At 61.0% G+C, this 13,696-nt stretch carries 11 protein-coding genes; 5 read left to right on the top strand and 6 right to left on the bottom strand.

The genetic code is table 11. The features are described 5' to 3' along the window. Nucleotides 1-29: 29 nt before the first annotated feature. From ABD847_RS13725 to ABD847_RS13705, 5 genes are all read right to left on the bottom strand, one after another. Complete coding sequence (locus tag ABD847_RS13725) at nt 30-2,084, bottom strand: beta-galactosidase (RefSeq protein ID WP_345013986.1); 2,055 nt, start codon at nt 2,082-2,084, stop codon at nt 30-32. A gap of 78 nt (nt 2,085-2,162) precedes the next feature. Then, entirely contained in the window at nt 2,163-3,374 is a 1,212-nt protein-coding gene (locus tag ABD847_RS13720; RefSeq protein WP_345013984.1) for a glycoside hydrolase family 53 protein, read from the bottom strand. Between the two features lie 17 nt (nt 3,375-3,391). Continuing rightward, a complete protein-coding gene (locus ABD847_RS13715; RefSeq protein WP_345013982.1) occupies nt 3,392-4,243 on the bottom strand; it encodes a sugar ABC transporter permease in 852 nt (283 codons plus the stop codon). Between the two features lie 12 nt (nt 4,244-4,255). After that, a complete protein-coding gene (locus tag ABD847_RS13710) occupies nt 4,256-5,560 on the bottom strand; it encodes a carbohydrate ABC transporter permease (protein ID WP_345013980.1) in 1,305 nt (434 codons plus the stop codon). 74 nt (nt 5,561-5,634) lie between these two features. Then, a complete protein-coding gene (locus ABD847_RS13705) occupies nt 5,635-6,864 on the bottom strand; it encodes an extracellular solute-binding protein (protein WP_345013978.1) in 1,230 nt (409 codons plus the stop codon). 559 nt (nt 6,865-7,423) lie between these two features. Between ABD847_RS13705 and ABD847_RS13700 the strand changes: the two genes are divergently transcribed. The 5 genes from ABD847_RS13700 to ABD847_RS13680 all read left to right on the top strand — a co-directional run bounded on the left by ABD847_RS13700 (nt 7,424) and on the right by ABD847_RS13680 (nt 12,907). Next, nucleotides 7,424-8,506 (top strand): ABC transporter ATP-binding protein, encoded by a 1,083-nt coding sequence (locus ABD847_RS13700; RefSeq protein WP_345013976.1) that lies wholly within the window; start codon nt 7,424-7,426, stop codon nt 8,504-8,506. A gap of 332 nt (nt 8,507-8,838) precedes the next feature. Then, complete coding sequence (locus ABD847_RS13695) at nt 8,839-10,860, top strand: methyl-accepting chemotaxis protein (protein WP_345013974.1); 2,022 nt, start codon at nt 8,839-8,841, stop codon at nt 10,858-10,860. Nucleotides 10,861-10,895: 35 nt separating this feature from the next. Next, nucleotides 10,896-11,312: an early set domain-containing protein gene (locus ABD847_RS13690; RefSeq protein ID WP_345013972.1), complete on the top strand. Its 417-nt coding sequence runs from the start codon at nt 10,896-10,898 to the stop codon at nt 11,310-11,312. Nucleotides 11,313-11,456: 144 nt separating this feature from the next. Further along, nucleotides 11,457-12,464 carry a glycoside hydrolase family 53 protein gene (locus tag ABD847_RS13685; RefSeq protein ID WP_345013970.1) on the top strand — a complete coding sequence of 336 codons (1,008 nt, stop codon included), beginning with the start codon at nt 11,457-11,459 and terminating at the stop codon, nt 12,462-12,464. A 113-nt stretch (nt 12,465-12,577) separates the two neighbouring features. Next, nucleotides 12,578-12,907, top strand: a complete 330-nt coding sequence (locus tag ABD847_RS13680; RefSeq protein ID WP_345013967.1) for a hypothetical protein — start codon at nt 12,578-12,580, stop codon at nt 12,905-12,907. Nucleotides 12,908-12,913: 6 nt separating this feature from the next. Here ABD847_RS13680 and ABD847_RS13675 read toward each other — a convergent pair whose 3' ends face one another. Next, nucleotides 12,914-13,666: a substrate-binding periplasmic protein gene (locus ABD847_RS13675; RefSeq protein WP_345013964.1), complete on the bottom strand. Its 753-nt coding sequence runs from the start codon at nt 13,664-13,666 to the stop codon at nt 12,914-12,916. Nucleotides 13,667-13,696 lie beyond the last annotated feature (30 nt).

Here is a 13,696-nt window from a genome sequence, read left to right as displayed (position 1 = left end):
GCGGGCCTTGTAACCTAGTGCGACACGGTTCAGATGGCCCGCTTGAGTACCCGTACCGCAAAGCTGGGCAGCGCCAGCTGACCGGTGAGGCGCTCGCCGCTCACGGCATCCTGGTACATCCCAGGCAGCTGCACATAGGCCGCCTGGCGACCGTAGTTCTGCACGAACACGAACTCCTGCTGCCCATCGGTGCGCCGCTGGGCGGTGACGCCGGCCGGCAGGGTACAGTCGATGGCGCGCTTCAAGCCCAGGTCGGCGGCGATGCGGCCAAAGAAGTCCCGCTGGAACGGCAGATCGTTGCGCGAGGCCACGTAGAAGGCCTTGCCCGCCCCGTGAGCATTGACGGTCACCGCCGGCTCGCCGGCGTAGAAGTCGCTGTCATAGCGGGCCAATGCCTGAGCACCTTCCAGCTGAATGCGCTCGCACAGGTGGGTCACCTGATAGGGCCCAGTGAGCCCCAGGGCGTTGCCGGCCAGGCCGCTGACGCTGTTGGTCTCGCCGTCATACAGGCCGTCGATCTCTTCGGCCCAGATGCCGAGGAGGGGGCGTAGCGGGCCGGGGAAGCCACCCAGATGACACAGATCCGTCTCGTTGACGATGCCGGTCCAGTAGCTGGCGACGAAGTTGCCGCCGGCCTGCACGAAGGCGTCCACCCGCTGGGCGAAGCCGTCACGCACCATGTAGAGCATGGGGGCGATGACCAGCTTGTAGCCGGACAGGTCGCAGTCGGCATTGATGATGTCGGCGGCGATGCCCTGCTCCCAGAAGGCCCGGTAATGCTCGTTCACCGTCTTCTCGTAGTAGAGCCCGGCGTTGCGCGGACCCTGGGCGTTGTCCATGGCCCAGCGGCTCTCCCAGTCGAAGATGATGGCCACCTCGGCCTCGGTGACTGTGCCCACCACCTCCGGCAGCTTGGCCAGCATTTCGCCCAGGGCCTGGACCTCACGGCCGACCCGGGTGTCAATATGCCCCACGTGATCCACCACGGCGCCGTGGAACTTCTCCACCGAGCCGCGGCTCTTGCGCCACTGGAAATACTGCACCGAGTCGGAGCCGTGGGCCACCGCCTGCAGCGACGACAGTATGTGCATGCCCGGTTTCTTCAGCTTGCTGATGGGCTGCCAGTTGGTCAGGCTGGGGGTGGACTCCATCAGGTAGAAGGGCTTGCCCTTCAAGGTACGCATCAGGTCATGATACATGGCGATGTAGGCCGCCAGTTCGGTGTCGTCCTGGCTGTTGTGCCACAGCGGATAGCTGTCCCAGCAGACGAAGTCGATCTCCTTGGCCAGCTGCCAATAGTCGTAGTCGTAGAAGTACTCCATGAAGTTGGTGGTCACCGGCAGGTCCGGGTTCACCGCCTTCAGGGGCTTGATCTCATGGGCACAGAAGTCGCTCACCTGGGCGGTGTTGAAGCGCTTCCAGTCCAGGTTCAGGCCGTGGATGGAGACCTCGCCAATGGGCGACGGCGATTCGAGTTGCTCCCAGCTGGTGTAGTCGTGGCTCCAGAAGGTGGCCCACCAGGCTTGGTTCAGGGCTTCCAGGCTGCCGTAACGCGCCTTGAGCCAGTCGCGGAAACGGGCCTGACACAGGTCGCAGTGACACTCACCACCGTACTCGTTGGAGATGTGCCAGCCGATGACCGCCGGATGCTTGGCATAACGCTCCGCCAGGGCGGCATTCATCTGCTGCACCTTCTGGCGATAATAGGGCGAGGTCAGGCAGTGGTTATGGCGCCCGCCATGCAGGGCCCGCACCCGCTCCTTGCTAACGCGCAGCACCTCGACGTGGGCCTTGGACATCCAGGCCGGCCGCGCACCGCTGGGGGTGGCCAGGAACACGAAGATGCCATTCTCATGCAGACGGTCCAGCACCCTGTCCATCCAGCCGAACTCGTAGCGGCCTTCCTCGGGTTCCAGGCTGGCCCAGCTGAAGATGCCTACCGACATGATGTTGCAGCGGGTCTGCTTCATCATCTCGATGTCCTTGTCCAGCACCTCGGGACAGTCCAGCCACTGATCCGGGTTGTAGTCGGCACCGTGCAGCAGCACCGGGGCCTTGTCGCTTAAGGGAGGAAACTTCTTCATCTTGACTCCGTGAGAAAAAAAACGGCATCCCCTCACCCCCCGATACGCAAGAGGAAGCAGGATGCCGCGGCGTTAAACTTAGTTGAAGACCTTCATGGACGGCAGCACATGGCCCTGGCAGTCAAACAGGGATTGGTTCTCCCGGGCGTTGCCTTCCTTCCAGTCGTCGTCGTTGTACTTCATGCCGGCCTTGGTGGCCCAGGTGGCACCGGGGGTCGGCAGCCAGGTGGGCTCCCAGTAGAAGATCCCCTTGCCGCGCTGATCCGGCACCTGAACGATGCTCTGCATCAGATCGTGCAGGAAGTCGGCCTGGCCCTGCACCGTGCCCGGATAGCCACCGTCTTCGGCTTCCTTCTCGGTGAAGTTGTTCTCGGCGTTGTCACAGTTCTCGTAGGTGTAGCCATAAGCGGCTTCCACCACGATGAGATCCTTGTTGTAGCGCTTGGCGATGTCGTCCATGTTGAACTTCAGCGCGTTGATCGGGCCGTTCCAATAGGTGTAGAAGGACAAACCGATCACGTCGAACGGCACATCCCGCTTGGAGATCTCGTCAAACCACCACTGGAAGGTGTCGTTCTTGGTGCCTTCGGCCAGGTGCAGCATGATCTTCACCTGGCTGGGATCGCTCAGGTTCTCCCGCACCCCGGACACACCGGCCTTCAGCATGGCGGCCAGGGCGTCGAACCCGCCCACGCCGTCACCCCAGTTCTTGCCGTTGGGCCACAGCATGCCACCGTTGATCTCGTTACCGATCTGCACCATGTCCGGCAGGGCGCCGGCCTGCTTGAACTCGGCGAAGGTCTGCTTGGTGTAGTCGTGAATGGCCTTCACCAGCTCGTCGGTGCTCATATTGGCCCAGGCCTTGGGCTTGTTCTGCCGGCCCGGATCGGTCCAGAAGTCGCTGTAGTGGTAATCCAGCAGCAGCTTGAAGCCCATGGCCTTGACCCGCTTGGCCATGGCCAGGGTGCTGGCCAGATCGTTGTTACCACCACCGTAGCCGTGGCCTTCGGCATCCTTCGGATCCACCCACAGGCGCAGACGGATGTAGTTGAAGCCGTTGTCCTTCAGGATCTGCAGCGCATCTTGCTGCTTGCCTTCGGCGTTGTAGAACTTGCCCCCCAGGCGCTCCACTTCGCTCAGCATGGAGACGTCAGCGCCCTTGATGAAGTCGGCAGGCACACCGGCCACCGGCTTGATCTGCACGGTTTCGGCCGCGGTGGCCGGGGCCATCACACTCATGCCACCGGCCAGCAGCATGGCGGCAAACACCAGACTCTTTTTCAGTTTCATCGTCATTTCCTCTGCAATTAACCCTTGGTGCCACCGGCGGTCAGACCGGAGACGAAATACTTCTGCAGCGACAGGTAAAGAATGGCCACCGGCACGGCGATGAGCACGGCCCCGGCTGCGTAGGTGGTGTAGCTGGCGCCCATCTTCTGGGACACAAGGTTGTACAGGCCGATGGGCAGGGTGAACTTGTCCGGCGTACGCAAGATGGTACTGGCCAGGATGAAGTCCCCCAGGGGCCCGGTGAAGGAGAACAGGGCCACCACGGCGATGATGGGCTTGGACAGCGGCATGATGATCTCGATGAAGATGCGGAAGTTGCCGGCACCGTCCATGCGAGCTGACTCGTCCAGATCCTTGGGGATGGCGTCCAGGTAGCCCTTCATCAGGTAGGTGTTCATGGGGATCATGCCGCCCACGTACACCAGCACCAGCGCCAGGTGGCTGTTCACCAGACCCAGCATCTGGGCCAGCACGAAGATGGCGATGAGGGCGGAGAACTGCGGGATCATCTGCAGCAACAGGAACAGCATCAGGCCATTCTGCCGCCCGCGGAAGCGGAAGCGGGAGAAGGCATAGGCGGTGAAGCTGACGCTCACCAGGGTCAGGGCCATGGTCAGGAAGCTGATCTTCATGGAGTTCCAGTACCAGCTGGTGTAGTCGATGGTGCCGTCGAACAGCTCCTCGTAGTGCAGGAAGGAGAAGTTATCCGGAATGATGGAGGTGTTGAGCAGGCTGCTGCCCGGGTTCAACGAGGCTCCAATGGTCCAGATCAGCGGATAGATGATGATGATGGCTACCGCCGCCAGCAGCAGATAGGAGAGGCTCAGGCGGACGAAATTGCTCTTTTTAACGCTGTGCTTGACGCTCATGATTGCTCTTCCTTACGCCATGTCATCTTGCTTGAAGGAGTTGGTGGAGCGGAACTGCCACAGGGCGAGACCGACCACGAAGATAGACAGCAAGATGGTGATGCTGGCCGCGATGGCGTATTGCGATGACGACATGGTCAGCTTGTAGATCCAGGAGACCAGGATGTCGGTGCCACCGGCGTTGGATCCGGCCACGGCGGGCCCACCGTTGTTGAACAGGTAGATGATGTTGAAGTTGTTAAAGTTGAACGTGTACTGGGTGATGATGATGGGCGCAATGGAGTAGAGCACCAGGGGCAGCGTGATGGTGGTCAGCTTCTGCCAGGTGTTGGCGCCGTCTATGGTGGCCGCCTCGTACAGATCGTCCGGAATGGCCTGCAACACCCCTGTGGTCATGGCGAACACGAAGGGGAAACCCAGCCAGGTCTGCATCAGGATCAGGGCGGTCTTGGTCCAGAAGGGATCCGTCATCCAGGCCTTGGGGTCGATGCCCAGGGCGGCCAGGATACCGTTGTTGATCACCCCGAAGGTCTCGTTGAACATGCCGGCGAACACCAGAATGGTGACGAAGCCAGGCACCGCCCAGGGCAGGATCAGTATGGTGCGGATCAGCGGCTTGAAGCGCAGATCCTTCTGGTTCACCAGGATGGCCAGCAGCACCCCGACGGTACACTGCAGCGTGGTGGCGATCAGGGTCCAGATCACGGTCCATTGCAGCACGTCGAAGAAGGTCGCCCGCCAGATATCCAGGCGGAAGATGTTGATGAAATTCTTGAGCCCTACCCAGTCCACCAGCTTGGCCGGCGGTGTGTTGTAGAGGTTGTAGTTGGTGAAGGCGATGGAGAAGCCGAACAGGATGGGGAACACCACCACGAACACCAGCAGGATGAAGCCCGGGGTGATCATCAGGTAGGGGAAACCATCGCTCAGCAGCAGCTGGTACTGACGACGAATGCTGTTGAGGGGCAGCCCCTCGTCCCGACGCTGACCGCACAGGTAGGCATCGCGAATGCTCCACAGGTAGATGCCGACACCGAAAACCGCGACTATGACGCTGATGATGCCCTTGGCCAGCAGGAACACGGAATTGTCCCGCGGCAACTCTTCCCCCAGGGTGATGAGGCCCCAGAAGCCGTTGTGCAGGAAATCATTGAACACGCCCATGAAGCTGACCAGGAAGATCAGAAACAGCGCGCCCTTTGCATACTGACGATTGTAAAACTGGCCAAAGCCGGGGATCAGCGACAGCGTGCCGGCCACCTTGGCATGATGAGTTCTGGCCCCGATGGGCGAGAGTGCGCTGGAATCGACTACCACAATTAACCTCCTCTCCAAAAATGGTCTGGGCAGGCAAGACCGCCCTGCCCAGACCCCCGATTCACAGTCCCAACTTAGTTGGCGTGGATCGCTTCTATTTGCATCTTGATATTTTTAACGGCGCCATCCAGGGCAGCCTTCACGTCTTGCTTGCCGGTCACTGCCAGTTGCAGGGCGCTGTTGGCCGGGGACCAGACTTCACCCATTTCCGGTACGCTGGGCATGGGCACGGCGTAGCCGGCCTGGATAGCCACGGCGCGGGACTTCTCGTCATCCTTGATCAAGGGATCATCCACCAGTGCCTTGACCGGCGGGATTTCGCCGGTGACCTGGAAGCGAACCTTGGCGTATTCCGGCTGGTTGATGAACTCGATGAACTGTTGCGCCAGCTCCTTCTGCTTGGAGTAGGTGGAGACGCTGTAGCCCTTCACACCCAGGAAGGAACGCATGTGTTCGCCGTTGGGCAGCACAGGCAGCGGTGCCACGCCGTAGTTCACACCGGCATCCTTGTAGGGCTGGAAGGACCAGGGACCCGTGATGACGGCGGCGGCCTTCTTCTCGGTGAACAGGGAGTCGATGGCGTTGGCACCCGTGTCACCCACGATACCGGCCGGGAACAGACCGTCGGCATAGAAGCTCTTCAGGTAGGAAACGGCGTCGTTGGCCCCCTGGTTGGCCAGGCCGATGTCGTCCACGTTCAAGGAGCCGTCGGAGTTGGGGCCGAACACATAGCCACCCATGCCTGAGACGACGCCGAAGGCGTAATAGATTTCGTCGAACTTGGCCAGCAGGCCGTACTTGCCGGCATCACGCTGGGTCTTGGAGAAAGCCTTGAGCTCTTCGAAGGTTTCCGGTGCCTTGGGCATCAGATCCTTGTTGTAGACCATGACTATGGTTTCCACCGCCTTGGGGATACCGTACACCTGACCCTGATAGGTCTGGGCATCCACCGCCGGCTTGGTGAAGCTGGCCAGGTATTCCGGGGTCAGTTTCAGCGGGGAGATCAGGCCCTGCACCACGGCGGTACCCACCTGGTCATGGGGCAGCACCAGTACGTCCGGACCTATGCCGGCCGGGCCGTCCAGGCGCAGCTTCTCGATCTGCTGGGTGTAAGGCATTTCCATGACCTTCACCTTGACGTTGTACTTGGCTTCGAAGGCCTTCACAGCGTCGGTGATGCCGTTGGACTTCTTGATATCTTCCCATACCAGCAGTTCACCGTCGGCGGCACGGGCGGTTTGCCCCACCACGCTCAGCAAGCCCAGGGACATCATGACAGCGGCGGTTAACGTCTTGATTTTCATCATTGCTCCTCGATTCCTGTCCAGTTACGTGTTGTCTTAGCCATTACAGCCACATAGCCAATGTGTTATTTGTGTTTGTGTTACACCGAGATGGCGGTGCTTAAGTTTCACCCGGATTGCCGCGCTTATCGCCGACAGCGTTCAAGGCTCTTCGGGATGACAGATGGCTTCAAAAGACCAATCTTGATGGGTAACAACCTGTTTTAACTTGGTATTTACCCTTGTCACCCCGTTATCCTGTCTGGCCGGCATCCCCATACACTGGAAACTCACGCCAAGGATAACGATTACACCGCTTGGTCTAACGTTACGTTTTGCGCGTCCTGTCTGCCAGAACAAGATGCCAAGGCTGTGATCTTATCCACAAAAGTTACAGCACTTTGTGCAAGCGATTACACTGCGCTGTTATATTGCCCTCAACGGGTACGACCAACGGGCCTTTCGCCGCCATCCCGGCGCTGGGTAACTGACGATCTCGACGGGCCTTCCCCTGGTGGCCATCCCGATCCCGACGAGCGTCTCGCATGTGAATTTTATTTATCATCAAGGAGTTAGCCAGATGGCGAGCATCAGACTGAAAAATGTGATCAAGCGGTTCGGCAAGACAGTGACACTGCACAACGTCGATCTGGACATTGAAGATGGCGAATTTACCGTGTTCGTCGGCCCCTCCGGCTGCGGTAAATCCACCATGCTGCGTCTGATTGCCGGCCTGGAAGAGATCTCCGATGGGGAAATCTCCATCGGCGATACTGTCGTGAACGACGTGGCCCCGGCTCACCGCGGTGTGGCCATGGTGTTCCAGTCTTATGCCCTCTACCCCCACATGACGGTGGCCGAGAACATGGGCTATGGCCTCAAGGTCAATGGCATGCCCAAGGAGGAGATCCGGCACAAGGTGGAGATGGTGGCCAAAACCCTGCAGCTTTCCCACCTGCTGGATCGCAAACCCAAGCAGCTTTCCGGCGGCCAGCGTCAACGGGTCGCCATCGGCCGCGCCATCGTGCGGGATCCCCAGGTGTTCCTGTTTGACGAACCCCTCTCCAACCTGGATGCCGAGCTGCGGGTCGAGATGCGTCTGCACATCGCCAAGCTGCACCAGGAGCTGAAGACCACCATGATCTACGTGACCCACGATCAGGTGGAAGCCATGACCCTGGCGGACAAAATCGTGGTGATGAACTACGGCAAGGTAGAGCAGGTCGGCTCCCCCATGGATCTCTACTACAAGCCGGTAAACCAGTTCGTGGCCGGCTTTATCGGCTCCCCCAAGATGAACTTCATGGCCGCCAAGGTGCTGGCCTGGCAACCCGGCCAGCTGAGCATCCAGCTGGGTGACGGCAAGCAGCTGGACCTGCCCATGGAAACCAGCGAGCTCAAGGTGGGCGACAGCGTCACCCTGGGTCTGCGCCCGGAACACCTGGTGGCCGAAGGCGAAGGGCTGGGGCTGCATTTTAGTTGTGAAGTGGTGGAGCGCCTGGGTAACAGCACCTACCTGTTCGGCCAGTGCCACGGCATCGACGGCTTCAAGATGCTGCTGCCCGGTGACAACAACTTCAAGGCCTACCAGCAACTGGCCATCCACTTTGAACCCAAGAACGCCCTGCTGTTCAACGAAGCCGGGCTGCGCATCAGTCGCTGATTTCCTTACAAGCGTTCCACGCCCTGCCCCGCTCACGCGGGGCTTTTTTTTCGCCGGTCCGCCGGCACAACAAAAAGATTGCGACGGCGCTCGCAAGCTCGACAAACCCCATTGCCGACTTGTTAGGAAACTGCTGTAACTTAACGCACAGTTAGTGAAACATTTACACTAATCATCGGCAGAGCAGCGGGCTTAATCGCCCTGAATTTTATAATGACAATGCTGCCGGCAGGGGTGATGTGCCATAAGCTGCTGATAACAATGTTTATTATGTCTTCGCTTGGCACCCTTGCAGTTTGGGGTCGACAATGTAATCGATATCAGAGGTAGGCATGAAAAATCTCTCCATCATCCAACGTATCGCCTGGGGCTTCGGCCTCATGATCGCCCTGCTGTTGCTCATCATACTGGCGGCCTGGTTCTCAGGACGGCAAATGGCGGCACAAGTGGATGTGCTGGCCGGTCGTATCGCCCCCACCCTGGTACAGAGCCGGGCCGTGACTCGGGATCTCTTCTTCGAGGACAAGGCCCTGCGCAGCCTGCTCTCCCAGAGCGACCCCGAGGTGCTGAGCCGGGACAAGGCCCAGTTGACCCAGTGGCAGACCGCCTTCGAGGCCGATCTGGCCAAGCTCAAGGACTTTATCGGTCAGGACGCCGAGTTGCAGGCGCAGCTCAGCGGTCTGGCGGAGCAGCAGCAGGTCTACTGGCAGCTGGCCAGTGAGCTGCTGGCCAGCTATGGCGACAACCTGACGCGCCAGAAGGCGCTGTCCGCCGAGGCCGGTCTGGCCAAGGACAGCAAGCACTTTGCCAGTGAGCTGGCCCTGATGGTGGCGCCCCTGGGGGCGCACTATACCGTGGCCTTGAGCCGCAGCCTCACCAACAACCTGGAGCTGATGGTCAGCAACACCCAGGAGGCCCTGGCGGATCAGGATCCGATTCGAGTACTCCGCCGGCTGGAGGCCAACCGGGAACTGCGCAAAAAGCTGCAGGCCCAGCGCCATGAGCTGGGCCCGGCCCTGCTCAAGCAGGAAGGCGCCTTCGGCGGTGCCATCCAGTTTGAAGGCCAGCTGGGCAAGCGGCTGGATGCCCTGCTCAAGGCCACCAGCGACGATGACGGCCTGCTGGGCCAACACCTGGCCCTAAGCCAGGAGAGCCTGGCCATCCGCAACCAGAGCGAGCAATCCACCCGCATCGTGGATGGCGTACTGGCGGCGCTGGGGGAGATCGACGGCCTGGTGGACACCCGCCTGAAGAGCCGGGTCAACGACACCCGCAATCAGTTGGCGACCCTGGAGTATGTGCTGCTGGGGGGCCTGGCCATCGGCCTGCTGACCGCCAGCCTGCTGCTGTGGCGCACCATCAGTGCCATCCGCAAGCCGCTCAAGGAGATACTCGCCGTCCAGACCGCCCTGTGTCAGGGCAACATGACGGGCCGGGTGAGCTACCAGAAGCGGGATGAGTTTGGCCAACTGGCCCAGGGCATGAACAGCCTGACCGAACAGATGCGGCAGATGCTGGGCGAGGTGGTGACCAGCGCCAACGAGCTGGCCCAGGTGGCGGATCAGAACCTGGCCACCCTGGATCGCACCCACCAGCAACTCTCCCAGCAGCGCGGCGAGACCGCCAGCGTGGCCACCGCCATGGTGGAGATGGAGCACACCGTGGCCGATGTGGCCAAGGCGGCCCACCACTCCATGGAGTCGGTGGTGGAAGTCAACGGCATGGCCCAGCAGGGCCGCACCCTGAGCGACAGCAATATCGCCCGGATCAACGATCTGGCTCGTCAGCTGAGCAGCTCCCACCGGGTGATCGAGCAGGTACATGGCCTGAGCGTGGAGATAGGCGGCATCGTCGAGGTGATCAGCAACATCGCCGAGCAGACCAACCTGCTGGCGCTCAACGCGGCCATCGAGTCCGCCCGGGCCGGCGAGCAGGGCCGCGGCTTTGCCGTGGTGGCGGACGAGGTGCGCAACCTGGCACGGCGCACCGCCGACTCCACCACCCAGATCCAGGCCATGATCTCCTCCCTGCAGCAGAGCGTGGGTCAGGCGGTCACCGAGATCGCCGCCAGTGGCCAAACCATGCAGGTGTGCATCGGCGACAGCCAGCAGACCAAGGACACCATCACTGCCATCTCGGAGGCCCTGCAGGAGATCACCGACATGAGCAGCCAGATCGCCGCCGCCGCCGAGCAGCAACAGCTCACCAGCGCCGAGATCGCCCGCAACCTGGCCAACATCAACCAGATTGCCGAACTCAATCACGACGAAATCAGCCAGGTGGCCAATACCAGCCACCAGCTGCAGGACCTCTCCGGCGCCCAGCAGCGTCTGGTGGGCCAATTCACCCTGTAACCGGGCGCCTGCCCTTCATTCGAGGAAACACAACCATGCTGAAGAAACTGATCCTGACCGCCACCCTGCTGCTGAGCGCCCTCAACGTCTGGGCCGCCGAGGATACCGCCGAGACCCGCCCCCTGTTCCTGCGTGGCGAGATGAACAACTGGGAGGCGCCGGATGCCGCTCAGCTGGCCCAACAGGAACCCGGTGTACTGATGGCCAAGGTCGAGCTCAAGGCCAGCCACGGCGCCTACAAGTTCAAGTTCGCCGATGCCAAGTGGAAGGGGGACACCACCTTCGGTCAGTTCGACCCCACCGCCAAGCTGACCCTGGACAGCCCAGTGCAGGCCAAGGCCGGTTATCAGTGGAGCGACATGCGCTTCACCCCGGAGGCTGACGGCACCTACGGTTTCGTGCTGGATCGCCGGGATCCCAAGCACATCCTGGTCTCCATCAAGAAGCTCTAAGGCCGCGGGGACGGGTTGCCGTCCCCCCGACTCACTAAGCCCAAGGAGGAGGCTTAGTGAGTCGCCATGCCGCAAGGAGATGCCGCCTCCTGGCCAATGACGGCCAGCCCTACAAGAGAAGCAACAACATAAGGACTGACAATAATGAAAGCGTTCAAGACCCTGGCGGGCCTGGGACTCACCCTGGCCGCCCTCTACCAACCCCATGCCAACGCCCTGGTAAAAGGCGCGGATGTCAGCTGGATGACCCAGATGGAAGCCGCCGGTTACCGCTTCTACAACGATGCCGGCACCAAGCAGGATCTGCTGCCCATCCTGAAGGCCCACGGCCTCAACGCCGTGCGGCTGCGGGTGTGGGTCAACCCCACCGACGGCTGGAACAACATCACTGACGTGATCGCCAAGGCCAAGCGGGCCAAGGCCTATGGCTTCGACATTCTGATCGACTTCCACTACAGCGACAGCTGGGCGGATCCGGGCCAGCAGACCAAGCCCGCCGCCTGGAGTACCGCCTCCTTCGACACCCTGATGTACAACGTCTGGCACTTCACCTACGACTCCCTCATCGCCCTGAAGAACGCCGGCATCACGCCCAAGTGGGTGCAGGTGGGCAACGAGACCAACAACGGCATGTTATGGCCCGAAGGCAAGGCCTCCACCAACATGCAGAACTTCGCCTGGCTCATCAACAGCGGCTATGACGCGGTGAAGGCGGTGAACAGCAGCACCAAGGTGATCGTTCACCTGGCCAACTGCGAGAACAACAGCCTATTCCGCTGGATGTTCGATGGCCTCAAGAGCAACGGTGCCAAGTGGGACGTGATCGGTGCCTCCATCTATCCCACCCAGAGCGGCAACGGCGACTGGTTTACCCTGGACAACCTCTGCTACGACAACCTCTCCGACATGGCCACCCGCTATGACAAGGAGGTGATGATCGTCGAGGTGGGCATGCCCTGGGACGATCCCAGCAACAGCTACGCCACCATCAACGACCTGCTCAACAAGATGAACTACATCCCCAACAACAAGGGGCTGGGGGTCTTCTACTGGGAGCCGGAAAGCTACAGCAACTGGCAGGGCTACAGCCTGGGCGCCTTCAGCAACAACGGCCGCCCCACCACGGCGCTGGACGCCTTCCTCAACTACTAAGCCCAACGAGTCCGACCCTGGTCGGGCTCGTATTCATACGCAACATTTGAATCCCAACGCCAAACGCCGCAGACTGGCGGTTTTCCCGATCAAAGATCGAGTAAGGAGTCGTAATGATTGTTATCTGGCGAGGTTGGGGCATTGCCGTACCCGTTATTGTGGTGGTCTTGGTGCTGGCCATGGAGCTGCTGGTGGACAAGGTGACCGGCACCCCGGCCTTTCGCATGCAGCACAGCTGGGTGTGGCTGCTGGATGTGTTGCCGGCTGCCCTGGCGCTCTGGTGGCTGGGCCGCAAGCTCGAATCCCGGCCCGGCCGGGTGGTGATCGACAAGCAGACCCACACCGAGTTTGAGCTCAAGGCCAAACACGATCTGTTCTGGATCCCGGTCAAATGGTGGGCCCTGCCCCTGCTCGGCTTAGGGCTGCTGTTTACCCTGGTCTGAGCCGTCTCAGTCCAGCTCCTGATAGAGGCGCTCCAACACCCCCTGGGCCTTGATCCGCTCCAGCGCCGCCTGCCAGCGCGCAATCTCTTCATCGGGGAAATCCGGCGAGGCCGCGATATAGAGATCCGAGGCCAGCAACTGCACCGGCGTCTGCTGCAAGGCGTCGGCTGGCAGGTTCAACTGCCGCAACAGATAGCGTACGCCCTGCGGCGAATCGCTGATGGCCAGATCGGCACGCCCCAGCAGCAGCTTGCCATACACTTGTTTGCTGTTATAGGCAGAGGCCTCCAGGTTGCTGAAACCGGCAGCCACCAGGGTGTCATACACCAGCCCCGCCTGCCGGCAGGCGACCACTGGCACCGCCTTGGCATCGTCCAGGCTGTGGATCTGCAACGGACTATCCGGGCGTTGGTAAAAATAGATGGCATCCCGGCCGATGGGGCCGATCCACTTGTATTTAGACTCCCGCTCCGCGGTACGGAACATGGAAAACATCAGGGTGCGAGGTTGCGACTCCAGAATGCGTTTTGCCCGCATGCTGGGGTAGAGGCGGATGGGTTCGTGCCGGCCCAGCTCGGCTTGCAGCGCCTGCACCAGCCTCACCGAGACACCATTCAGGCGACCGTCTTCTTGATAGTTGTAGGGGGGCCACTCCTCGGTGATGAACTGGATAGGCGCATCAGCAGCCCAGGCGCCAAGAGCGCGCCCCCCGGACACGACTGCCAACCAGAGCCAGACCCATACCCGTCGCCGAACCATTCCCCCTCCAACCCGCCAAGGCCGGTCTGA

The sequence above is a fragment of the Pseudaeromonas paramecii genome (assembly GCF_039540575.1).
Taxonomy (GTDB): domain Bacteria; phylum Pseudomonadota; class Gammaproteobacteria; order Enterobacterales; family Aeromonadaceae; genus Pseudaeromonas; species Pseudaeromonas paramecii.
The sequence above is the reverse complement of the archived record's forward strand: the minus strand, read 5'-3'. Positions and strand labels throughout refer to the sequence as shown.